We start from the raw sequence: 23801 nt of genomic DNA on the forward strand, positions 1-23801 counted from the left end.
CCGTGTTACCGGAAGGCTGCCATACTGTCAGAATCTATGATTGATGTTACGGCGTTACGGCTGAGCGTCCTTGTCGCCGCTATTTTGCGAATGCTGTTCGCAATTCGGCGTACAGGACAGAACGGTTCGCTCCGTCTGGCGGAAAACACGCACCGTATTGCCCTCGTCGATGGAGACGAGAATCCGTTCGTCCACGATAGGATTGCCATCGGCATCCAGAAGCACGAGATTGGTCGTGCCAAAACTGCGGCCTGTCAGAACAATCGTGGTGGAATCGGCAACCGTGGCGTCTGCGACCTTGGAATTGCCGACGATAACCTTGCTCACGGGACGATCGAGGCGGAGGACGCGGGCGTGATTCATCGACACGCGTAATGAATCTTCCTGAGCGAAAACAGGCAGCGCCGCTGCTCCAAGAATAGCGGACAAGCCGACCACGATTTTCGCCAGTTTTCCGGATGTCACGCTTTTGGCCCTTGCTCATTATCCGCACAATTTCTTGCGCTAGAGAATGCGTGGTTTTAGTGAATGAAGCGTTAAATGGCTGAAATCCTCTAAGCAGACGATGGCCGTGTGTAACAAGATGATATTTTCATGTCTCTTGACACGCTCCAAAAATGAACATGTGCGCCCCTGTGAAACGACACTTTCAGGGAAGAGATAACCGGACAGGCTCAAAATACATTTGTTTATCAGTAAATATAAAAATACAGAAATTACTTTTCTTGTTTGTTTACCAAGAGAAACTCATCCTGCCGTTTACTTTGAATTAATCGTTTTTTTTAAGCGCTTGGAAATCGCTCGGCTGTAGTTTGAAGGCAACCGAACAACGGAAAACAGTTGTCGGCGTGCTGAACCAAACAAGATTTAGGAGAGACCTCATGACCAAGATTTTCGCTCGTTTCCTCAAGGACGAATCCGGTGCGACCGCCATCGAATACGGCTTGATCGCTGCCCTCATTTCTGTTGCCATTATTGGCGGCGCCAAGACCTTGGGCACCAGCCTCAGCACCCAGTTCACGAACCTCGGCAGCTACATGAACGTGGCGAAAAACCCGTAACTTTAGCTAGCGATTGAATTTGATTGTGTTGCGCCGGCAATCGCTGACGCAACACAATTTTTACTCATAGGTAGATTTAAGAACTATGACGGTTGCGGCGATATTCCTCATTCTTCCTCTTTGTCTCAGCTTCGCCGCGCTGAACGACCTCCTCACCATGACGATCCCGAACAGGATACCGCTCATCCTGTTCTTTTCGTTTATGATCGTCGCGCCCCTTTCAGGCATGGACTGGCAAACTTTTGCCCTCAGTCTCGTCGCTGGCGCTGCAGTTTTTTTCGCCTGTTTTGCACTCTTCGCCGCCAATGTCATGGGCGGGGGGGATGCCAAGCTTTTGACTGCCGCGGCGGTCTGGTATGGCTTTAATACTTACGTCATCGAATTTCTGCTCGCGGTTACCTTTATGGGTGGCGCGTTGACGATAGGCATTCTTCTCTTGCGGACACGCTCCCAGGAAATCATGGCGGCAGGAATTCCGGTACCGGATTCTCTGCTTGTGGCAAAAAAAATCCCTTACGGTATTGGTATAGCAATCGCCGGACTTCTAACCTACGGCGAAACGCCACTGGTTAAGGCCGCCATTGCAAGCCTTTCCTAAATAACCTCTTGCATTAAGCATCTATTAACCACACACTTCAGTACAATATTAACCATAAATATACCAATCGCGCGCCATCCTGACGGGAGCAGAATCTGATTCCTTCAAGGATCGAGCATGAAACCGTCGCGTATTGTCATTCTTTCCGTTGCCCTGGTGGCCGCCGGTCTGGCCGGCCTTGTCGCCATGCAGATTTCCGGCGCAAAACAGGTCATCGAAAAAGCGGAAACGATCATCCAGAAAGAACCGACGGTCAACGTTCTCGTCTCTTCGGTCAACCTGCCCGTCGGCAGCCGCCTGAACGACAGCTCCGTGCGCTGGACACCCTGGCCACAGGGCAATGTGGTCGACAGTTTCATCACGGAAGCGAAAAGGCCTGACGCCATCACCGAACTCGCGGGCGCTGTCGTCCGGCTGCCTCTCTTCGAAGGCGAACCGATCCGGCCGGAAAAAGTGGTCGATTCCAGCACGCGCATCATGTCCTCCCTTCTGCCGGCCGGAAAACGCGCCGTCGCCACCGAGATTTCCGTCTCGACAGGTGCAGGCGGTTTCGTGCTGCCGAACGACCGGGTCGATGTGATCATGGTCCGCAAGGGCGAAAACAATAACTTTCTGACCGAAAATGTTTTGAACAATGTTCGTGTCCTGGCGATCGATCAGCAGATCAAGGAAGGCGAGGACGGAACGTCGGCGGTTGTCGGCGCAACCGCTACACTCGAACTGACCCCTGAACAGGCGAAGATCATCACAGTGGCGCAACAGATGGCGGATCGTCTCACGCTCGCCTTGCGCTCCGTCGCCGATGCACAGGAAAACGATACGCTTTCGGCCGGCCATCTTCTCAGCGGAAGCTCCGGGCAGCCGGAAATTCAGGTAATCAAATCCGGCTCGATCGTGAAGAGCGGTCAAGGAGCTTCACAATGACCGGGGGGCTCATGACAAACCGTCTCAAACAACACCTGCGTTCATCGATGGCGGGTGGGCTCGCATTCTGCCTTGCCTTTTCAGGCATCCCCGGCCAGCACTCCCCCAAATTTCTGCGTTTCAGCGAAGCAGAGGCGCAAAGCGCAAGCGTCGTGCGGATCACCGAAAGCGGTGCTGGCACTCGCAAACGCTTGAAACTGGGTTTAAACAAGGCCCTGGTTATCGACCTGCCTGAAGATGCTCACGATATCCTTGTTGCCGATCCGAGCCTTGCCGATGCCGTGACCCGCACGTCCAGACGAATCTATCTCTTCGGTAAAACGGTCGGTCAGACCAATATTTTCATTTTCGGTGACGGCGGCAGGGAAATCGTCAGCCTCGATCTGGAGGTGGAGCGCGATATTTCCGGGCTTGAGGCCAATATTCGCCGCTTCATTCCCGAGTCTGACATCAAGGTGGAAATCGTTTCGGACAATATCGTTCTGACGGGATCGGTGCGCACACCGCAGGACTCCGCACGCGCCGTGCAGCTGGCGGACGCCTTTCTAAAGGGCGGTGAGGCCACCACACGCAACATATCGCTGACGGGCGGCGACAATGGTGGCGATGCGGCGATTTTTGCCGAGCGCCGGCAGGTATCGCAAATCGTCAATATGTTGACGATTGAGGGTGAAGATCAGGTGACGCTGAAGGTCACCGTTGCCGAAGTCAGCAGACAGGTTCTGAAGCAACTCGGCTTCAACGGGTCGATCGGCAGTACAACGAGCGGCAATGGTTTCGAATTCGCAAATCCGTCCAATCTCGGCAACGCGATCGATGGAGCGTCCCGGATCGCCAGTGGTGCGATTGGTTCTGGCTCTCTCAGATTCGCTTCCTACCTCAACGCCATGGAGCAGGCCGGCGTCATGCGCACCCTGGCAGAGCCGAGCCTGACAGCCATTTCCGGCGAGCAGGCCAAATTTTACGTGGGCGGTGACTTCCGACTTGCCGCTACACAAGAAATCGAGATTGATAACGAGACGAAACAGCCGAGCAAAGTTATACGCGAGACACAGACGGTAGACTACGGCATCACCTTGAACTTCAAGCCGGTGGTGCTTTCACCAGGCAGAATAAGTCTCAAGATCGAGACCAATGTCTCCGAACCCACCTATGAAGGCAATGTCGTCACCGGTAATTACGGGCGGGGCGTTCCAGGCTCGACCTATATGTCCGTGCGCAAGCGCGAGACCTCCACGACGGTCGAACTTCCCTCGGGAGGATCAATCGTGATCGCGGGCCTTGTCCAGGACAATGTCAGGCAAGCCATGTCCGGGCTGCCGGGCATCTCGAAAATTCCTATCTTCGGTACGCTTTTCCGCAGCAAGGACTTCCTGCGCAACGAAACGGAACTGGTCATCATCGCGACGCCCTATCTGGTACGTCCCGTCGCGCGCAACCAGATCGCCCGGCCGGATGACAACTTCAATCCGGAAAACGATGCCGCCATGTATTTCATGAACCGCGTCAACAAGGTCTATGGCCGCAAGGACCAGGTCCAGGCGGCGCCATATCAAGGCTCCGTGGGGTTCATCTACAAATGACGACGAGTTCCGCCAATTCCCAACCCGATCTCGCAGCAAGTCCGGACCGCGCAGGTGACATCATGCACGCAAACACTCACCGCCCTTTCGCAAAACAGATCGGCCTTGCGGCTGTCGTCGCTGTTGTCGCGGGGTTGCTACAGGGCTGCGCCCGTGACCCCATGACGACCAACGCGATCCCCGATGACTATCGCACCCGCCACCCGATTACGCTGTCCGAAGCCGAGCACTCGCTCGACATACCCGTTTCTGCCGGCGATAGCCGCTTGACCACTGCGATGGCAGACAATGTTCGTGGCTTTGCCCAGAATTATGCATCCATGTCGACGGGCATAGTCAATATTCAAATACCTTCCGGCTCCGCCAACTCCGCGGCGGCATCACGAATGGCAAAACAGATTCGCTCAGCGCTTTCGGGTGCGGGTGTGGCGCCAGGAAAAATCATGCAGACGAACTATGCCGCCTCCCCGAATGGCGACGCCGCGCCCATCCGCCTGAGCTATGTTGCGGTTACCGCCATGACTGGCCAGTGCGGCCAATGGCCCGAGGACCTCTCGGATAATACCTTCGCCAACAAGAACTGGTACAATTTCGGATGCGCGTCCCAGAGCAATCTCGCAGCGCAGATCGCCAATCCCATGGATCTCGTCGGCCCGCGCGGCATGAGCCCGATCGATGCCGAACGCCGGGCGGTGGTCATCGATACCTATCGCAGCGGTACTTCGACGGCACCGACAAACTGATGCAGATCCACGATTTCTCACGGCAGGAAAAACAATGAGCGCTGTAGAATACGATATCAAGCCAAGCGGCGGCGCGGAAATCGAACCGCCGTTGCGCGCTTCGGATATGGATCGCCTGCGGCCCCTGCCCCGCATTTCCATTCATGCCTTCTGCGTCAGCGACCATATGCAGGCCGTCATGGAAGCGCTATCCAGCGACAGGCGCATGAGCAAGGTCACGCTGCGGGTGACCAAGGGCGATATCAATGCGGCGGCGACAATGTTTTCCGCATCGCCAACGCCTAATCTCATCATTCTCGAAACGGCAAGCTCGACCGCCTCGTTGCTGGACGATCTCGCGCCGCTGGCAGAGGTTTGTGATCCCTCCACGCGTGTCATCATCGTCGGCCGGCACAATGACATAACGCTCTATCGCGATCTCATCCGCAACGGCATCTCCGAATATCTCGTCGCCCCGGTCAATATGGCCGATCTCCTGGGTTCGATCGCCGCGATCTTCGTCGATCCGGAAGCGGAGCCGCTCGGCCGCAACATCGCCTTCATTGGCGCCAAGGGCGGTGTGGGCTCGTCCACCATCGCGCACAATTGCGCCTTTGGTATTTCCAGTCTTTTTTCCACGGAAACCATTCTGGCTGATATGGACCTTGCCTACGGAACGGCGAATATCGATTTCGATCAGGACCCTGCCCAAGGCATGGCTGAAGCGGTCTTTTCGCCGGAGCGGCTGGACGAGGTTTTTCTCGACCGTCTCTTGACGAAATGTTCCGATCATCTTTCGCTTCTGGCAGCGCCGTCTCTTCTCGACCGCACCTACGATCTCGATCGTCAAGCCTTTCTGCCGATCCTCGAGGTTTTGCAGCGCAGCGCCCCGGTTGCGGTTCTCGATCTTCCCCACCAATGGTGCGACTGGACGCGGGCAGTCCTTGCGGAAGCCGATGAGGTGGTCATAACGGCCGTTCCCGATCTCGCAAACCTGCGCAATACGAAAAATCTCTTCGACGCGCTGATAAAGCTGAGACCCAACGATAAATTGCCGCATCTCGTTCTCAATCAGGTCGGCATGCCCAAACGTCCGGAAATCGCGCCGGCGGATTTCCTTGAGCCGCTTGAAATCGAACCGATCGCGATCATCCCGTTCGACGCATCATTATTCGGAAATGCCGCCAATAGCGGCCGAATGATCAGCGAGATGGATGAAAAATCGCAAATAGCGGAAACCTTCTCGCAAATCGCCCACACCATCACAGGCCGCTCCGTGCTGCGCAAAAGCAGGCGCGGCGGCCTCGAAAAACTGAAGAATATTCTCAAGCGCAAGTAGGTCTTTTGCCTGCGCCCTTAGACGGAAACGCCGATGTTCGGAAAACGCGGGCCTGAGGGCCCAGCCAGAAGCACGAAGCCGGAACCTGTTGCACCTGTACATATGCAGGCGGTGACGGCGCCTGAACCTCGTTCTGCTGCGATTGACACTCTTGAACCCGGCCAATCGCCGGCAATGCGTCAGGCGACCGCAAGCGTACCGCCGGCACAGAAAAAACGCGCCCGCACGGAAGATTACTACAATACCAAGAGCCAGGTATTTTCCGCACTTATCGATACGATCGACCTTTCGCAACTCGCCAAGCTCGACGCGGAGAGCGCACGCGAGGAAATTCGCGATATCGTCAACGATATTATCACGATCAAGAATTTCGCCATGTCGATCGCCGAGCAGGAAGAGCTGCTCGAAGATATCTGCAATGACGTTCTTGGTTACGGGCCGCTGGAGCCTCTCCTCGCTCGCGATGATATCGCCGATATCATGGTCAACGGTTCCGGCCAGACCTTCATCGAAGTCGGCGGTAAAACCATCGAATCCGATATTCGTTTTCGTGACAATGCGCAGTTGCTTTCCATCTGCCAGCGCATCGTCAGCCAGGTCGGCCGACGGGTGGATGAGTCGAGCCCGATATGCGACGCGCGCCTACCGGACGGATCGCGTGTCAACGTCATCGCGCCGCCGCTCGCCATCGACGGTCCGGCGTTGACGATCCGAAAATTCAAGAAGGACAAGCTGACACTCGACCAGCTGGTGCGTTTCGGAGCGATTACGCCGGAAGGCGCGACATTGCTCAAAATTATCGGTCGCGTCCGCTGTAATGTCGTCATTTCGGGCGGCACCGGCTCGGGCAAGACCACGCTTCTCAATTGCCTGACGAGCTTCATCGACAGGGATGAACGTGTCATCACCTGCGAAGACACCGCCGAACTGCAGCTGCAGCAACCGCATGTGGTGAGGCTCGAAACACGTCCGCCGAATATCGAAGGAGAAGGCGAGATCACCATGCGCGATCTCGTCAAGAACTGCCTTCGCATGCGACCCGAACGCATCATCGTCGGCGAAGTGCGCGGACCGGAAGTTTTCGACCTTCTCCAGGCCATGAACACCGGTCACGACGGTTCGATGGGAACGCTGCATGCCAATACGCCGCGCGAATGCCTCAGCCGTATCGAATCGATGATCGCCATGGGCGGCTTCACCCTGCCGGCCAAGACCGTGCGTGAAATCATCTCAGGCTCGATCGATGTCGTCATTCAGGCGGCGCGTCTGCGCGACGGCTCGCGCCGGATAACGCAGATCACGGAAGTGATCGGCATGGAAGGCGATGTCATCGTCACCCAGGATCTGATGCGATACGAGATCGAAGGCGAGGATGCGCAGGGCAGGCTGATCGGCAGACACGTATCGACCGGTATCAGCAAGCCCAATTTCTGGGATCGTGCACGCTATTACGGTGAAGAAAAACGCCTGGCGGCCGCGCTCGATGAGATGGAAAAGACATCCTAAGGGAAAGCGACTGCCATGGACCCGACAATAGTGTTACTGGCCGTACTCGTCGCCATCTCGGCAGGAGCACTCGCTTATGCGTTTCTTTTCCAGCAGATAGAGGTCGAAAAAAAGACCACTAGTCGTTTCAAGCGGGTGCGGGCCGCAGAGACGGATCACGCAAATATCAAAGCTGCGCGCGATCGGGTTCAGGAGCTCAGCAAGCGCCGCAAGTCCATGCAGGACAGCCTGCGGGACATGGAGAAGAAACAAAATGAAAAGGCGAAAAAAACAAAGAACGTCAGCCTGCGCGATAAACTGATGCAGGCTGGGCTGGTAATTTCCGTTCGGCAGTTCCACCTTCTGAGCCTTGGCGCGGCAGCTTGCGCCGCTTTTATTGCACTTATCTACGGTCTGTCGTTAATGACAGTTCTCTTCGTCGCCGCTGTTGCGGCCTTGGGATTGCCACGCTGGGTATTGGCTTTTCTCCTCAAGCGCCGGCAGAAAAAATTCCTCGAGGAATTCCCCAATGCGCTTGATGTCATGTGCCGCTCGATCAAGTCAGGTTTGCCGTTGAACGACGCGGTACGCCTGATCGCGTCAGATGGTCAGGAGCCGGTAAAGACAGAGTTTCAGCGAGTTGTCGATGCGCAGCAGGTTGGCATCGGGATTCCCCAAGGGATAGAGCGTATGATGCTGACCATGCCGCTTTTCGAAGTGAGTTTCTTCAGCATTGTCATCAATATCCAGGCACAGGCAGGCGGCAATCTGTCGGAGGCGTTATCCAACCTTTCAAAGGTGTTGCGCGACCGAAAAAAAATGCGCGCAAAAGTGAACGCCCTATCCATGGAGGCAAAAGCGTCTGCCGTCATTATCGGCGCATTGCCTTTCATCGTTATGCTGCTGGTGCACTTTACGTCACCTGACTATCTTTCAGTCCTGTTCACGGATATGCGCGGGCACATCATTCTGGGTGCATCTGGACTATGGATGCTCATAGGAATTTTCATCATGCGTCAAATGATCAATTTCGATATTTGAGGGTCATCAATGACAAGGAATCTCCTTTCAGACCTGACAAATCCGCAGACCATTATTGCGATTCTGGTAACAGTGGCAGTTTTCGCCACTCTGTATACGCTCATTACGCCTTTCTTCGAGCGAAAAGACTTTGCCAAGCGCATGAAAGCCGTATCGTCGGAGCGAGAACTCATTCGCAGCCGCGAGCGCGAGCGACTTGCGACAGCAACCAGAGACGGCAAGACCTCCCTGCGAGGCAACAACAATAAGTCCGCACGTCGAATCGTCGAAAAATTCAACCTCCGGGAAGCACTTGCCGACAAGAACACAATGAACAAGCTGCGAGCAGCCGGTTTTCGTTCGCAAAATGCGCTTAATACATTTCTCGCCGCCCGGTTCATCTTTCCGTTCATTTTCCTGGCCGTGGCATTCACCTGGGTTTTTATTCTTGGAAACCTGGCTGATCAGGCTTTTGTCGTTCGGCTGATGGCGGTGCTTCTTTTCGGCTATGTCGGCTTTTACGCCCCCAATATCTATGTTTCGAACCGCATGACCAAGCGACAGGCATCGATCAAACGGGCATGGCCGGATGCGCTTGACCTGATGCTGATCTGCATCGAATCCGGTGTATCGATGGAAGCCGCCATGCGCCGCGTAGCGGAAGAGATGGGCGAGCAGTCACCTGAACTCGCAGAAGAAATGATTCTGACGACAGCGGAATTGTCCTTCCTTCAGGACAGGCGTGTCGCTCTTGAGAATTTTGGTATGCGCACACAACTGGACGGTGTCAAAAGCGTGGTGCAGGCCCTTATCCAGGCGGAGCGGTACGGCACCCCCCTCGCCCAGGCCCTGCGCGTTCTCGCGCAGGAAGGCCGGGACGAGCGAATGAATGAAGCCGAGAAAAAGGCCGCAGCGTTGCCGCCCAAACTGACTGTACCGATGATAATATTCTTCCTGCCGGTTCTCATCGCCGTCATTCTCGGGCCTGCCGGCATTCGTGTCGCCGACACATTCTGACGACGAACCATCAGGGCGCGGCCCCTCTATGACCGCAAAAGCGTATCAACCGGCCGGCTTACCGTCCTTTTTCGCCAGTTGCTGCCAGGAGTTCGGCTGTGAAAGCATTGCGCGCAGATAGGTGAGATTTGCCTGCGCCTGTTGTGGCGAGAGTTCCTGAACCGCGATGCGCTCGGCTTCGGCAAAGCGGCCCTGTAGACCGACCACGAGCGCGAGGTTCTGGCGAACGCGGCTATCGGCGCCCGGCTGGGCGATGGCGGATTGCAGATATGTTTCGGCAGTGCGCGGATCGCTCGACAGGACGTAAGACATGCCGAGGTTGGACAATACACTCGGGTCGTTCGGCTTCAGGTCAAGCGCCTGCCTGTAGCGGGAACGCGCCTCGTTCGAACGTCCAAGCTGATCGAGCACGGCGCCCTCGGCGGAATAAAGCCGCCAGTCGGGCCGGTCCGGCGTCTGTGCCCGCTGGATGGTCGAAAGCGCCTGTTCCAGCTGGCCGGCAGCCGCCTGCGATTTGCCATAGGCGGCAAGCACATCACGGTCGGCCGGATTGGCGATGGCGATCTGCTGCATGACGGCGAGAGCCTGTGTGTTCTTGCCGGTCATCATCAGCACGCTGGCATAATTCATGCCCACCGATTTGTCCTTGGGATTGCGTTCATAGGCTTTGCCGGCGGTCTCTTCCGCCTGCCGAAGCTGCTCCATGTTCAGATGGTCGTAAGAACGCGTGGCCGCGGGAATGGAGCCGGTGGACATGCGATCGGGCTTGTTGGCGCCCGCGCATCCTGAAACCGCAAGAACCAATGCGGCAAGACATGCTCCCCGCAGCAACCCTGTCCGGCCTGTCTCGCCCAAAGAAAATGCAGTCATGGCAGCGCCCCCGCCCGAGAATGATCGATCTTGCGCCCGACACACGACAGACTCACATGACGCAACTTTCGCTTAAGCAATAATCTGTTAACCCTAACAGAGCGTTAATCGCACCGATTCTCGACATTTACGGAAGCATATAATGGCGCCCTATCAGTTCATCGAACGCCCGACCCCCTTCAGCTCCAAGGCCGGCAGCACATTGCCGGTTTTCGCCGTCACGCCGGCCCATATCGAACAGGGCGCCATCGACCCTGTCGCTCTGGATTGGGCGAAGAAGGCGGGGTTCATGGCGGAGGCGGGCGCTATCCTCCTCGTTCCTTCCGCCGATGGTTCGCTGGGCGGCGTGCTTCTCGGCCTCGGCGGCAATCCCTCGGAAATCCCCTTCATCACCGGGAAACTCGCCCGTGAACTGCCGGAAGGCGAATGGCACATCGAGACCGCACCCCTGACGGCCAATCGGCTCGCTCTCGGTTTCGGCCTCGGCAGCTACCGCTTCGACAAATACAAGACCACCAAGGCGAACGGGGCAAAGCTCCTTATTCCGCAGGATGCGGAAGACGGCGAGATCAAGCGCGTTCTGGCCGGCGTTTTCCTTGCGCGCGATCTCATCAATGTTCCGGCCAACGATATGGGACCGGATGAGCTAGAGATTGCCTTCCGCGCGCTTGCCGCCCATTACAAGGCAAAGGTGAAGGTCACTACCGGCGATGATCTGCTCAAGGAAAACTTACCCCTGATCCATGCCGTTGGCCGCGCCAGTGAAAGCGCGCCGCGGCTTCTGGAGATGAACTGGGGCAAGAAGGGCAATCCGCGCCTCACCCTTGTCGGCAAAGGCGTCTGCTTCGATACCGGCGGCCTCGATATCAAACCCGCCGCCTCCATGGCCTTGATGAAGAAGGATATGGGCGGTGCCGCCAATGTTCTCGGCCTTGCGCTGATGATCATGGATGCGAAACTGCCTGTCGATCTGCGCGTTCTCGTGCCGGCGGTCGAGAACTCCATTTCCGCCAATGCCTTCCGTCCCGGCGATATCTATAAGAGCCGCAAGGGGCTGACGGTACAGATCGACAATACCGACGCCGAAGGTCGTCTCGTTCTGGCGGATGCGCTCGCTTATGCGGACGAAGATGCGCCGGACCTGATGATCGACATGGCGACGCTGACGGGTGCGGCGCGTGTCGCGCTCGGCCCGGATCTGCCGCCCTTCTACACCGATGACGAGGATCTGGCGCATGATATCGCGGAAGCCAGCATCGATACGGACGATCCGTTGTGGCGCATGCCGCTCTACATGGGCTACGACAAGGATATACGCTCGCGCGCAGCCGATATCACCAATGCGCCTTCGGGCGGCATGGGCGGATCGATCACCGCTGCCCTGTTCCTGAAGCGCTTTGTCACCAATACCAAGCGCTGGGCGCATTTCGATATTTACGGCTGGTCTCTGAGCGAAAGGCATCACTCATCGATCGGCGGCGAGGCGCAGGGCATCCGCGCACTCTTCCATTATATTGCACACCAGTTTGCGAAGTAATCTGCTGATAGGTCAGGCTTCCACGGGCGCTTCCTCAACCGGAGCGCCCGTTTTCAATTCGGAGCATTCCGGACGGAAAACCGGGCTCCGAGTTTCCTGGAAAAGCTTTAAACCAGCACCTTCTGTTCCTTATGGTCCTCTTTACCGAAGAACTTCAGGTACCGTTGCACCTCGCCCGGATCACCGGTCGCCTTTTGCGGGTTGTCCGAGAGCTTCACCGCCGGCCGGCCATTGGCGTCGCTTACCTTGCAGACGATGGAAATCGGCTTGAGGCTGGCGATGGTTTTTGGCGCGCAACCGGCAAAATCATTGGTGAGGTTGGTGCCCCAGCCGAAGCTCATGCGAACCCGGCCTTCGAAATGCCTGTAGGTATCGATGATGGCGTCGACATCGAGACCGTCGGAGAAGATCAACATCTTCTTGCGCGGATCGCGGCCCATCTTCTGCCACCACTCGATGATCTTTTCGCCGCCTTCGATCGGCGGGGCGCTGTCGGGACGGAAACCCGTCCAGTCTGCCACCCATTCCGGCGCGTTGCGCAGGAAAGCCGCCGTGCCGAACGCATCCGGCAGCACGATCAGCAGGTTGCCGCCATAAAGCCGGTTCCAGTCCTTCAGGACCTGATAGGGAGCGGCGGCCAGTTCCTCATTCGTCTGCGCCAGCGCCGCGACGACCATCGGTAGTTCATGCGCGTTCGTGCCAACGGCTTCGAGATCGGAATCCATGGCGAGCAGGACATTGCTCGTACCGGTAAAGGCAGGACCGATGCCTTCCTTCAGCGCTTCCACGCACCAGCGTTGCCAAAGGAAACTGTGGCGGCGGCGAGTACCGAAATCGGAAATGCGCAGGCCCGGCAGTTCCCGCAGCCGCTCGACCTTCTCCCACATCTTGGCCTTGGCGCGGGCATAGAGCACATCGAGCGTGAAATAACCGAGCGAACGCATGGCGCTGCGCGAGCGCAACTCGTTGATGATGGCGAGCGCCGGGATTTCCCAGAGCGTCGTGGCCATCCAGCGGCCATGAAAATTCAGCTCATATTGCCCGTCGCGCTTGAAAAGCTCGTATTCCGGCAATTGATAGCTCGACAGCCAGGAGAGGAATTCCGGCTCGAAAATCTGCGAGCGGCCGTAAAACGTATTACCCGCAAGCCAGATATTTTCCTTCTTGGAGAGACGCAGGGTACGCGCATGATCGAGCTGCTCGCGCAGTTCCATCTCGTCGATCTCTTCCGCCAGCCGTACCGTCTTCGTGCGGTTGATCAGGGAAAATGTCGCGTCGACTTCCGGATAGAGCTTCCAGATCATCTGCAACATCAATAGCTTGTAAAAATCCGTGTCGATCAGGCTGCGGACGATCGGGTCTAGCTTCCAGGTATGATTGTGGACACGGGTGGCTATATCGGTCTTCGTCATACTTGCATTCCCCAATATCGGCCAAAGGTCAGAATAGCCGATGTCACTCCGCACCCTGGCAGGTATCAACCTGTCATGCGGAAGATTTATCTGAAAAAGCGACAACAAGTCCAGAGCACCCGCCTGGCAAATGCCTGCCACCACAGCTCACGCATCGATTTTCCGAAGACCACAAAGGGGTTTTCGGTCCGGCGTTCAAACCATGCGGCTTCAGAAGGTCGGGTCGACGGGGTTTATGCCGGGATACCAGTCCTTGGAGACCGGATTTCTGCCGCCGAAACTGGAAATGCCGTTTTCGTCGGTACAGCGATATCCCTGAACGGGAAGCCCACGGCTGCCGAAAACATCCCGGTAAGGACCTCGGGAATATCCGGTCACACCCAATGCGCTATGGCAGTTGTAACGGACCTTTGGCTGCAGCGTTCGCGGGTCCTTGACGCCCGGCAGGTTTGCATAGGCATCCGGTGCGGGGGCAAAACCATTCTGAAAAACGGTCTGCGCCTGCGCAGGGGCGCTCAGTAAAATCGCTGCGACGATCGTTGCCAGTCGTGTTGCCGTTCTCGTCTTCATCGTTGCCAGTCCCATACCATCATCCAACCGATGTAGGCGTCGGAAACTTTCCCACAAAGGGCCAGGCAGGCACAATTTCGTGAAAGCCGCCTTCTCAGTCCTCCAGCCGGCGGAAAGCCGTCGGCTTTTCGTAAAGCCAGCCGATGCGCTCGATGGCCGCATCGAGATTTTCGCGTGCAACATTCATCGTATGGCCATTGGCATGCAGCAAGGTTTCCTCGTTTTCCATGAGGCCGACATGGCCCTTCCAGAAGACGAGATCGCCGCGGCGCAATTCATCCCGCTCGATTTCCATACCGAGCGACTTCACCTGCATGTCGGTATCGCGCAGAACCCGCCGACCCGTCATGGCCATGGAAAGCTGCACGAGGCCGGAACAATCGATACCGAAGCCGGAGCGGCCGCCCCAGAGATAGGGCGTTTCGATAAAGCGCAGCGCCACCGCCACATAATCTTCGTCAAGCGCCGCGTCGACGGCCTGGCAATGGGCGGCGATGATGCCTTCGCCTTTTTCGGTCAGCAGGTAACGGGTACCGCGTGTCTCCGCCTCGCCTACAATCTGGATCAGGCTACCCATGGACAGTGCTGCGACCGGCGGTTTGCGCAACTCAGCGGCTGGATAGAGAAAAGTGCGCGGCGCAGTCACCCGATGGGTGGCGACAACGACGTCGCCAATCGCCTTTTCCGGCACATAGCCGGCATAACCATCCGCATCCGCCTGCACCCATGCCCAGCCGTTCGCCCGGTCGAAAACACGGATGGTTTCGCCAGACAGCAGCTCGGTATCGATGCCGACGGCAAGGTCCGGCGTCGGCCGCAGGCCAATAGCCGGCACCGCGATCTGGGCAGGCGAGCCGCTGACAAAACGTTCGGCCTGCACCACGCCCCGCAGCTTTTCATCGGCGAGATCGGAGCGGAAGACATTCAGGCGGCGGTCGAGCATCATGGGTTTCACATCCAGGGGTTAGATCTTGCGTGCCTGATCAATAATCAGGTCGCCGAATTTTTCCAGATAAAGCGCACCAGCCACCGTACGTTTTATCACGACATTGCGCTTGTCCCGCTCATCCCGAACCCGATCGACGAGTCCGAGAGCGCCGAGGCTGTCGAGGGCGCGGGTAATGACCGGTTTGGTGACTCCCATCGTTGCCGCAAGCCCCCTGACGGTGTGTGGTGGCGTGACGAGATAAATCTGCAGCAGGATGGCGGTTTGACGCAAGGTCAAATCCGGCTGATCGTCAATGACCTGCGTCGTGGACACACGATGCCAGAGGCCAAGCGCCTCCGAGGGCGACAATTGTGCAGGCAAACCTTGCCCCTCCAGTCGTTTTCTTACCTTTTTCATTCAAGAGAACGGAAAACTCAAGAACCATCCCGCACAAACAGAACCGCCGCACGGCGCAGATCAGAAAGATCGCGCGGCGCGGCGGTATTTGTTGACCCGTTTTCGGGCCATGATGTCCCCTCTGGACTTGCAGGATAAGAAGCAGGAAGCGTGCCAGTTTTGATGCAACGCGCAAATATTCGTAAAAACAGCAACTTAAGGGAAAAATTCGTCTTTTGGCGAAATTTTTCGCAAAGGATAAACAGCAATAAAAATAGGCAAAAATAACTCAATGCATAAAAATTGCCTTCCGCCGCGACAGCGGAAGGCAAGGATACGCGGATCAGATCTCCGCGCCACGCGCGGCATCGACCGCATCGGCATTCTGTCGCCGGTTATAGCGGATCGACGACCAGAGCGAGATGCCGATCAGGCCCGCGCCGCCAAGGCCCGTGATGACCTCCGGAATATGCACCATGGTCTGCACGTACATGATGACGGACAGGATGAGGATCGCATAAAAGGCGCCGTGCTCCAGATAGCGATATTCGGCCAGGGTTCCCTTCTCGACCAGCATAATGGTCATCGAGCGCACATACATGGCACCGATGCCGAGGCCGATGGCGATAATGAAGAGGTTCTGCGTCAGCGCGAAAGCGCCGATCACGCCGTCGAAGGAGAAGCTGGCATCCAGCACTTCGAGGTAAAGAAACGCACCGAAGCCGCCTTTTGCAGCGCCCTCCAGCATTTCCTGGCTGCGGTCGAGAATACCGCCGACAACTTCCACCAGCAGGAAGGTCAGAAGACCCCAGATCGCCGAATGGAAGAAGGTGTTGGCGGCGACCGGACCAAGTTCAGGATTGTCGCTTGCGCCGATGATGCGGGAAAAGATCAGCATGACGACCAGCACGAAGGCAATCTCGATGCCCTTGACGGAGGAATAGATTGCAGCCTTTTCCTCGATCCAGCGTACCCAGTGCACATCCTTTTCGTGGTCGAAGAAGAAGTTGAGGCCGACCATCATCAGGAAGGTGCCGCCGAAAGCAGCAATCGGCAAATGGGCGTCACGCATGATTTCCGCATAACGTTCCGGCTGTGTGGCCGCCATGACGAGAGCTGTCCAGGGGCCGACATTGGCCGCGACGACCACGATGAGCAGCGGGAAGACGATACGCATGCCGAAAACGGCAATCAGAATACCCCATGTCAGGAAGCGATGCTGCCAGACCGGTGTCATATCCTTCAGCTTGTTGGCGTTAACGATGGCGTTGTCGAAGGAAAGTGAGATTTCCAGCACCGCCAGAACGACACAGATGAAAAAGATCGTCGCCGTGCCGCCCACCGTTCCGGTCATTTCCCAACCGAGATAACCGCCGAGGATCAGGCCGACAATGGTGACGATAAAAGCCCACTTGAAGTAGGTAAGCGTGTTTTTCTGGGCAGCGCTCATGTCCGGTCGCCTCCAATGACGAGGACGTTCACGGACCGACGAGAGGCGTCAGGCCGCACGCAGAAAGCACGCGCGCGAAGCACATTCAGGTTTTTCATAGTCTTTAATCCGCCGGCCAATTTTTGCAGGCGGTACCGACATCGCGAGAGCGCCGTAAAACTCTCGCCAGAGGGGCCCGGCACCTTTGTTTCCTCTGCCCTTGCGAGACAAATCATCGCAGGGCCCCTTCTTACTTCCTGAAGATCACGCCTTCGTCAAGTCCCGTGATTGTGACCACGGCGAACTGGAAAGATCAAACCTGCTCCGCAGCCAGTCCTTCGGCGGTTTCACGGCGTCGCTTGAGTGTATTTTCGCGGAAGAAAATATAAAGTCCGGAAAGAACAATCAGGCCTGCACCGACAACGATACTGGTCTGCGGCACATCGTTGAAGAACAGCCAGCCGAAGATCACCGCCCAGAGCAGCAGCGTATATTGCAGCGGTGCAACGGTTGCAGCATCGGCGAGTTTAAGTGCCCGGTTGACCAGCACATGCGCTGTCATGGCGACGACGCCAAGCAGGCCGAGGAAGGCGAGATCGAAACCGGACTGAACCGGCAGCCATCCCGATGGCGTAAGGAATACCGCGACAATGCCCGCAAGCGCCGCACCGATGATCTGCCAGAAGGCAAGCACGGTATCCGGCGTATTGCGCAGCTGGCGGCCAGACAACATCATGAAAGCGAAAGCGGCGCTGCCGAGGATCGAAAACAATGCTGCGGAGGTGAGGCTTGCCGAACTGGGCTTGAGCGCGATGAGAACGCCGACAAAACCGATGGCGATGGCCGTCCAGCGACGCCAGCCCACTTTTTCTCCGAGCAGAAACGGTGAGAGCGCCGCCACATAAATGGGGGCGGCCAGCCAATAGGTCATGACATCGGCGAGCGGCAGGGCCGCGACCGCGAAATAGAAACAGAAAAGCTCTGCGGTGGAAAAGAAAACGCGCGCAAACTGAAGGCCGGGACGCTCAATTCTGACAAGGCCGGAGAGGCCGGCACGCCAGACGATCGGAACGAGGATAATAAGCGCCGCCGCGCTGCGAATAAGGATCACCTGACCCTGGCTATAGGTGGCGACGAGCCACTTCCCCATGGCGTCGTTCAGTGCGAAAAGCAGCATTCCAAGCAGCATGACGGCCACGCCGAGGCCAGTCGGCGAAAGCTTACGTATTATAGACATGTCAGTTCCGATCTCTCCCAATGGCTGCATTGGTCGTCCAGCCAGCTATCCTTTGTCAAGCCCCGAACAACCAGGCCCGAACAATTAATAGTACTAATAATATCGACATGTGGGATGTCAGGTGAATATCCGCCGTTCTTCGGCCACGAGTTCCTGGAGAAAATCGACCACTGTGCGGACGCGGACAAGTTGACGGGCGGATTCGTGATAGGCTGTCCAATAGGACCGGCTGATGGTGAGTTGCGGCATGATGCGCAAAAGCTCGGGATATTGCCCCGCAATGTAATTATGCAGGATACCGATACCCGCACCGGAGCGCACTGCCTCGGTCTGACCGGTGGCGCTCGATATTTCAAAGGCGGCGTCCCAGTCGCGCATGATCTCACCGGTAAAGTTCAGTGAAGGCGAAAAGATCAGGTCCTCTACATAACCGATCCGCCGGTGGCGCTTCAGTGCCTCGACATCATCAGGCGTTCCGTAATCGTCCAGATAATCCGCCGAGGCATAGAGGCCCAGCGAATAATCGGTGAGCTTCGAAAACATCAGCCTGCCCTGCTCCGGCCTTTCGATGGTGATGGCTATATCGGCCTCGCGCTGCGACAGAGAGAAAGAGCGTGGCACCGGCACGAGCTGGATTTTAAGATCGGGATAACGCGCCGTCAGCCGGCCAAGCCGCGGCGCGAGGAAGGAAACGCCGAGACCATCCGGCGCGCCAATGCGCACCGTTCCCGCCACCGCCGTATCGACGCGGCCGAGATTTGCCTGGGCATTCAGCATTTCGGTTTCCATGCGCTCGGCCCCGGCAAGAAGGCGCTGGCCCTCTTCCGTCAACTCGCAGCCATTGGTGCTTCTCAGGAAGAGCTGTGTGCCGATGGCCGCTTCCAACGCGGAAATACGGCGGCTGAGGGTGGCGTGGTTCACACCGAGCTTTCTCGCCGCCGAAAGAAACTGGCCGCTTCGCGCCACGCTTAGAAACAAACGCACATCATCCCAGTTCACGGCACCCTCCTTATGTCTATTTTTGCACAATGGATGCTTATTTCAGGCGATTGATTTGTGCAAATCGAAAGGTAATGCTGCGCCATCACATTCTGGAGGAAAACCCATGAAGGAAATCGGTCATTTCATTAATGGCAAGCATGTGCCGGGCACCAGCGGTCGCACATCGAATGTCTACAACCCGGCCACCGGCGAAGTTCAGGCGACTGTCGCGCTTGCGAGCGATGCCGAGCTTCGCGCCGCTGTTGAGAGCGCAAAAGCGGCACAGCCAAAATGGGCCGCCACCAATCCGCAGCGCCGCGCCCGCGTTTTCTTTAAATTCGTCGAGCTTCTGAACCGCGACATGAATGAGCTGGCGGTGCTGCTTTCCAGCGAGCACGGCAAGACCGTCGAGGATTCCAAGGGCGATATCGTCCGTGGCCTCGAAGTGTGCGAATTCGTCTGCGGCATTCCGCATCTGCAGAAGGGTGAATTCACCGAAGGTGCCGGCCCTGCGATTGACATGTATTCGATCCGCCAGCCGGTCGGCATCGGTGCGGGCATCACCCCGTTCAACTTCCCCGGCATGATCCCGATGTGGATGTTCGCCCCTGCGATCGCCTGCGGCAACGCCTTCATCCTCAAGCCCTCCGAGCGCGACCCGTCCCTGCCAATCCGCCTTGCCGAACTGATGATCGAAGCCGGTCTTCCGGCTGGCATCCTGAACGTCGTCAGCGGCGACAAGGGCGCGGTCGACGCCATCCTGACCGATCCCGATATCGGCGCGGTCTCCTTCGTCGGCTCGACGCCGATTGCCCGCTACGTCTACGGCACGGCCGCCATGAACGGCAAGCGTGCGCAGTGCTTCGGCGGTGCGAAGAACCACATGATCATCATGCCGGATGCCGATCTCGACCAGGCGGTAAACGCCTTGATGGGCGCAGGTTACGGTTCCGCCGGCGAGCGTTGCATGGCGGTTTCCGTTGCGGTTCCGGTTGGCGAAGAAACGGCAAATCGCCTCGTTGAAAAGCTCATCCCGCAGATCGAGGCGCTGAAGATCGGTCCCTATACCGATGACAAGGCCGATATGGGTCCGCTCGTCACCAAGGAAGCCCAGACGCGCGTCAAGGGTCTGATCGACAGCGGTGTCGAACAGGGCGCAAAGCTACTGGTCGATGGCCGCGACTTCAAGCTGCAGGGTTATGAAGACGGCTATTTCGTCGGTGGCTGCCTGTTCGACCATGTCACTCCTGACATGGACATCTACAAGACGGAAATCTTCGGACCGGTTCTCTCCGTCGTGCGCGCCAAGAACTACGAAGACGCGCTGGAATTGCCGATGAAGCACGAATATGGCAACGGCGTCGCGATCTACACCCGTGACGGCGATGCCGCCCGCGACTTCGCAAGCCGCATCAATATCGGCATGATCGGCATCAACGTTCCGATCCCCGTTCCGCTCGCCTATCATTCCTTCGGCGGCTGGAAGGCTTCGAGCTTCGGCGACCTCAACCAGCACGGCACGGATTCGATCAAGTTCTGGACAAAGACCAAGACGATCACCTCGCGCTGGCCGTCGGGTATCAAGTCGGGCGCAGAATTCGTCATGCCGACAATGAAGTAACCCGAGAAGCACGTAGACAAACAAAGCCCCGCTGCAAAAACAGCGGGGCTTTTTATTAGATTTCGGCAGAACGGTAAGGGTTGCGCCGGGATTAGTTGGTCGGGCCGTCGTTGAAACCCACTTCATCAACCAGTTCGGACGCCTGCTTGCGATGGGCGGCTATGTCCGTCAGCGGCAGCTTGTCCGGATTGATGGGGCCGAAGCCCTTCACAACATCGGATGGCTCCGCACCGGGAAGCACCGGATATTCAAAGACCTGCCTGGCGTAGATTTCCTGCGCCTCCCGCGAGGCCAGGAATTCCATCAGCTTCAGCGCATTGTCTTTGTTGGGGGCGTATTTCGTCAGCGCCATGCCGGAGATATTCACATGCGTGCCGCGATCGCCCGCATTTGGGAAAATCACCCGCACCGATCCGGCCCATTCCTTTTCTTCCGGCTCGCGATCATTGGTCAGCATCAGGCCGACATAATAGGTGTTGCCGAGCGCGATATCGCATTCACCGGAAAAGATCGATTTCGCCTGGCTGCGGTCGGTTCCATCAGGCTTGCGAGCAAGATTGTTCTTCAGGCCGGTCAGCCATGCGCGGGTATAATCGACGCCGTGATGGGCGATCATCGAGGCGATCAGCGCGATATTATAGGAATGCTGGCCGTCGCGAATGCAGATCTTGCCCTTCCATTTCGGATCGGCAAGCTCCTCATAGGTAATCTCCTTCTGGGTCACCCTTTCCTTCGACGCATAGACCACCCGGCCGCGCGTGGTGAGCCCAAACCATTCGCCCTCGGGATCGCGCAGATTGGCGGGGATATCCTTTTCGATGACGGGATCGTTGAGGACCGGCTGGGTAACCTTGCCCTCCTTCGCCTCGACGAGACGGGCGATATCGACCGTTAGCAACACATCCGCAGGTGAATTGACGCCCTCGGCCTGAATGCGTTCCACCAGCCCCTTGTCGAGAAAAAGCACATTCGCCTCTATCCCGGTTTCCTTCGTGAAAGCATCGAGCAGCGGCTGGATCAATTCAGGCTGGCGATAGGAATAGACGTTAACCTCCCCCTCCGCCAAAGCGACGGGCGCGGCGACAAGGATCGTCAACCCTGAAAAAACGGCAGCGGAAAAGTATGATTTCAAGCTTGCCATTATGAACGCCTCCATTACATTCGGATTCTTGACTTGTTTGTTCATGAATCATCCGGACGGTCAACAACGCTGTTCGAGAAATATCGGATGGGTACCAGTTTTTTCAGTTTTTGGAATTGTTCTAAACTGAAAAAGAGACTATATAACTCCACATTGAGAGTTAGGAGACCAGCATGCGCTTGACCAAACAGACCAACTATGCCGTTCGCATGTTGATGTATTGCGCCGCAAATGACGGCCATCTGAGCCGCATTCCCGAGATTGCCAGGGCTTATGGCGTTTCGGAGCTGTTCCTGTTCAAAATCCTGCAGCCGCTCAACAAGGCAGGTCTGGTGGAGACCGTGCGCGGCCGCAACGGCGGCGTGCGTCTTGGCAAACCCGCCGACAAGATCAGCCTGTTCGACGTGGTGAAGGTTACTGAAGACAGCTTCGCCATGGCCGAGTGCTTTGAGGATGGTGCGGTGGAATGTCCGCTTGTAGATAGCTGCGGCCTCAACTCGGCGCTTCGCAAGGCACTTAATGCCTTTTTTGACGTTCTGGCGGAATACTCAATCGATGATCTCGTCAAGGCGCGGCCCCAGATCAACTTCCTCCTGGGCCTGGACACGGAAATGCCGAAGGTCGCTCCCCTTCCGGCTGCCTGATCATCCCATTGTCCCATCGGGAATTGCCATAGCCCGTGCCCTGTAGGCCACGGGCTTTTCTTATGTAAATAAGCAAGAAATGTAATATTTCTGGTCCTGCGTGTTGACGTCATGAACGGAAGCGGCGCATTTGGTCGCGAGCTTTTTCAAGCAAACACTCAGCGTCGCAATGATCATCAAGCCTGAACTCCATACATTCGCGCTCACCGCGCTCGTCGGCAGCATTGGTGCGCTGCTCGCCAGTCTCATCGATATCCCGGCGCCTTTTCTTTCCGGCCCGGCGCTTGCCGTGACGATTACGGGACTGGCCGGTGTAAGGCTTGGTATTCCCGCCTTTATCCGCAACGCCTGTTTCGTCGTCGTCGGCATTTCGATGGGAACGAGCGTGACGCCGTCCGTGATCCACGCCGCAAAGACCTGGCCCCTGAGTTTCGTCGTCGTGCTCGCCGCCGTCGTCATCATGCTCTATGTCGCCTACTGGATTCTGCATTACGGCTTCGGTTACGACCGGACGACAGCGATGCTAGGCGCCTCTCCCGGTCATCTCAGCTATATCATCAGCCTCGGCGCCGAAACGAAAAGCGACCTTGCGACCGTCAGCATCGTGCAAAGCGTGCGGGTGCTGGCGCTGACGCTTTCCGTGCCGCTGATCGTCGAATATTTCGATCTTGTCAGCAGGGAACCGCTTGTGGCCAACCCGCCAATGGGCCTTTTTACGCTGGCGCTGACCATCGGTGCATCGCTTCTGACCGGCTGGCTCTTCCTGCGCTGGAAGTTTCCGGCCGCCCTGCTGCTTGGCGGTGTCGCCATTTCCATAGGCACCCATATTACCGGCCTTACCGAAGGCGGTGTTCCCACCTGGCTCAGCCTGCCCGTCTATGTGCTTATCGGCTGCCTGATCGGCACGCGCTTTTCGAATGTCTCACTGATGGACGTGCGGAAAGGCTTTCTGGCGGGCTTCGTCGTCACCATCGCCGTGATGGTTATCGCTGGCAGCATTGCCTGGATGATTTCCGGTGTGACCGGCGTTCCTCTCAATGCCGTCATGATCGCCTATTCGCCGGGCGGTCTGGAAACCATGGCGGCGATGGCGGTGATGATGCATGCCGATACCGCCTATGTCGGTTCCCATCACGTCATCCGGCTCTTGTTTCTGTCCGTTCTCATGCCGCTCGTCATGGGCAGGGATGCGCGCAAACGTGACGGCGAAACCTGACTATCGGCGTCCAGCCGCAGCCATTGACGCAAAAAAAGCAGATGGCATGCAACCATTTTTCCTTCCGGCT

24 protein-coding genes are annotated in these 23801 nt (G+C 57.2%); 13 read left to right on the top strand and 11 right to left on the bottom strand.

Annotated features, from left to right (window positions below; translation table 11 throughout):
• Window positions 1–54 precede the first annotated feature (54 nt).
• Window positions 55–438: a pilus assembly protein N-terminal domain-containing protein gene (locus ACQZ48_RS16485; protein WP_142913796.1), complete on the bottom strand. Its 384-nt coding sequence runs from the start codon at window positions 436–438 to the stop codon at window positions 55–57.
• A 443-nt stretch (window positions 439–881) separates the two neighbouring features.
• Between ACQZ48_RS16485 and ACQZ48_RS16490 the strand changes: the two genes are divergently transcribed.
• The 9 genes from ACQZ48_RS16490 (at window position 882) to ACQZ48_RS16530 (ending at window position 9749) form a co-directional block, all read left to right on the top strand.
• Entirely contained in the window at window positions 882–1061 is a 180-nt protein-coding gene (locus ACQZ48_RS16490; RefSeq protein ID WP_142913756.1) for a Flp family type IVb pilin, read from the top strand.
• 85 nt (window positions 1062–1146) lie between these two features.
• Window positions 1147–1659: an A24 family peptidase gene (locus ACQZ48_RS16495; RefSeq protein ID WP_142913757.1), complete on the top strand. Its 513-nt coding sequence runs from the start codon at window positions 1147–1149 to the stop codon at window positions 1657–1659.
• A 117-nt stretch (window positions 1660–1776) separates the two neighbouring features.
• Window positions 1777–2583, top strand: a complete 807-nt coding sequence (gene cpaB / locus ACQZ48_RS16500; RefSeq protein WP_142913758.1) for a Flp pilus assembly protein CpaB — start codon at window positions 1777–1779, stop codon at window positions 2581–2583.
• Between the two features lie 11 nt (window positions 2584–2594).
• Window positions 2595–4166, top strand: a complete 1572-nt coding sequence (locus tag ACQZ48_RS16505; RefSeq protein ID WP_373692764.1) for a type II and III secretion system protein family protein — start codon at window positions 2595–2597, stop codon at window positions 4164–4166.
• Between the two features lie 62 nt (window positions 4167–4228).
• Window positions 4229–4909, top strand: a complete 681-nt coding sequence (locus ACQZ48_RS16510; protein ID WP_077984609.1) for a CpaD family pilus assembly protein — start codon at window positions 4229–4231, stop codon at window positions 4907–4909.
• A gap of 34 nt (window positions 4910–4943) precedes the next feature.
• Window positions 4944–6227: an AAA family ATPase gene (locus ACQZ48_RS16515; RefSeq protein WP_191217316.1), complete on the top strand. Its 1284-nt coding sequence runs from the start codon at window positions 4944–4946 to the stop codon at window positions 6225–6227.
• Between the two features lie 33 nt (window positions 6228–6260).
• The gene (locus tag ACQZ48_RS16520) at window positions 6261–7733 is read left to right on the top strand and encodes a CpaF family protein (RefSeq protein ID WP_077984504.1); all 1473 of its coding nucleotides are present in this window, start codon (window positions 6261–6263) and stop codon (window positions 7731–7733) included.
• A gap of 15 nt (window positions 7734–7748) precedes the next feature.
• On the top strand, window positions 7749–8753 hold the full coding sequence (locus tag ACQZ48_RS16525; RefSeq protein ID WP_077984505.1) for a type II secretion system F family protein: 1005 nt from the start codon (window positions 7749–7751) through the stop codon (window positions 8751–8753).
• 9 nt (window positions 8754–8762) lie between these two features.
• Window positions 8763–9749 carry a type II secretion system F family protein gene (locus tag ACQZ48_RS16530; protein ID WP_077984506.1) on the top strand — a complete coding sequence of 329 codons (987 nt, stop codon included), beginning with the start codon at window positions 8763–8765 and terminating at the stop codon, window positions 9747–9749.
• Window positions 9750–9794: 45 nt separating this feature from the next.
• On the opposite strand, the gene ACQZ48_RS16535 is transcribed toward ACQZ48_RS16530, so the two are convergent.
• Window positions 9795–10505 (bottom strand): tetratricopeptide repeat protein, encoded by a 711-nt coding sequence (locus tag ACQZ48_RS16535; protein ID WP_191217397.1) that lies wholly within the window; start codon window positions 10503–10505, stop codon window positions 9795–9797.
• Between the two features lie 256 nt (window positions 10506–10761).
• Here ACQZ48_RS16535 and ACQZ48_RS16540 point away from each other — a divergent pair, with 256 nt between their 5' ends.
• Window positions 10762–12156, top strand: coding sequence for a leucyl aminopeptidase family protein (locus ACQZ48_RS16540; protein ID WP_448729040.1), 1395 nt, complete (start codon window positions 10762–10764; stop codon window positions 12154–12156).
• 107 nt (window positions 12157–12263) lie between these two features.
• Here the strand turns inward: ACQZ48_RS16540 and pncB are convergent, their stop codons facing one another.
• The 8 genes from pncB to ACQZ48_RS16580 form a co-directional block, all read right to left on the bottom strand.
• On the bottom strand, window positions 12264–13568 hold the full coding sequence (gene pncB, locus ACQZ48_RS16545) for a nicotinate phosphoribosyltransferase (protein ID WP_191217314.1): 1305 nt from the start codon (window positions 13566–13568) through the stop codon (window positions 12264–12266).
• Window positions 13569–13778: 210 nt separating this feature from the next.
• A complete protein-coding gene (locus tag ACQZ48_RS16550; RefSeq protein ID WP_191217313.1) occupies window positions 13779–14138 on the bottom strand; it encodes a hypothetical protein in 360 nt (119 codons plus the stop codon).
• Between the two features lie 94 nt (window positions 14139–14232).
• A complete protein-coding gene (locus tag ACQZ48_RS16555; protein ID WP_191217312.1) occupies window positions 14233–15084 on the bottom strand; it encodes a C40 family peptidase in 852 nt (283 codons plus the stop codon).
• Window positions 15085–15102: 18 nt separating this feature from the next.
• Window positions 15103–15447, bottom strand: a complete 345-nt coding sequence (locus ACQZ48_RS16560) for a MarR family winged helix-turn-helix transcriptional regulator (RefSeq protein WP_077984611.1) — start codon at window positions 15445–15447, stop codon at window positions 15103–15105.
• Between the two features lie 53 nt (window positions 15448–15500).
• Window positions 15501–15794, bottom strand: coding sequence for a hypothetical protein (locus ACQZ48_RS16565; RefSeq protein ID WP_191217311.1), 294 nt, complete (start codon window positions 15792–15794; stop codon window positions 15501–15503).
• Window positions 15795–15805: 11 nt separating this feature from the next.
• The gene (locus ACQZ48_RS16570; protein ID WP_137409587.1) at window positions 15806–16912 is read right to left on the bottom strand and encodes a DUF475 domain-containing protein; all 1107 of its coding nucleotides are present in this window, start codon (window positions 16910–16912) and stop codon (window positions 15806–15808) included.
• Between the two features lie 292 nt (window positions 16913–17204).
• Window positions 17205–18128, bottom strand: coding sequence for a DMT family transporter (locus ACQZ48_RS16575; protein ID WP_191217310.1), 924 nt, complete (start codon window positions 18126–18128; stop codon window positions 17205–17207).
• A 117-nt stretch (window positions 18129–18245) separates the two neighbouring features.
• Window positions 18246–19127, bottom strand: coding sequence for a LysR family transcriptional regulator (locus tag ACQZ48_RS16580; protein ID WP_191217309.1), 882 nt, complete (start codon window positions 19125–19127; stop codon window positions 18246–18248).
• A 106-nt stretch (window positions 19128–19233) separates the two neighbouring features.
• On the opposite strand from ACQZ48_RS16580, the gene ACQZ48_RS16585 reads away from it, so the two are divergent.
• Window positions 19234–20730, top strand: coding sequence for a CoA-acylating methylmalonate-semialdehyde dehydrogenase (locus ACQZ48_RS16585; RefSeq protein WP_448729041.1), 1497 nt, complete (start codon window positions 19234–19236; stop codon window positions 20728–20730).
• Window positions 20731–20821: 91 nt separating this feature from the next.
• Here the strand turns inward: ACQZ48_RS16585 and ACQZ48_RS16590 are convergent, their stop codons facing one another.
• Window positions 20822–21871 carry a Fe(3+) ABC transporter substrate-binding protein gene (locus ACQZ48_RS16590; protein WP_448729042.1) on the bottom strand — a complete coding sequence of 350 codons (1050 nt, stop codon included), beginning with the start codon at window positions 21869–21871 and terminating at the stop codon, window positions 20822–20824.
• Window positions 21872–22044: 173 nt separating this feature from the next.
• Between ACQZ48_RS16590 and rirA the strand changes: the two genes are divergently transcribed.
• Entirely contained in the window at window positions 22045–22515 is a 471-nt protein-coding gene (gene rirA, locus ACQZ48_RS16595) for an iron-responsive transcriptional regulator RirA (protein ID WP_077984514.1), read from the top strand.
• A gap of 169 nt (window positions 22516–22684) precedes the next feature.
• Complete coding sequence (locus ACQZ48_RS16600) at window positions 22685–23731, top strand: AbrB family transcriptional regulator (protein ID WP_191217395.1); 1047 nt, start codon at window positions 22685–22687, stop codon at window positions 23729–23731.
• Window positions 23732–23801: the final 70 nt, after the last annotated feature.

It is taken from the genome of Agrobacterium sp. 22-209-1, from assembly GCF_053522485.1.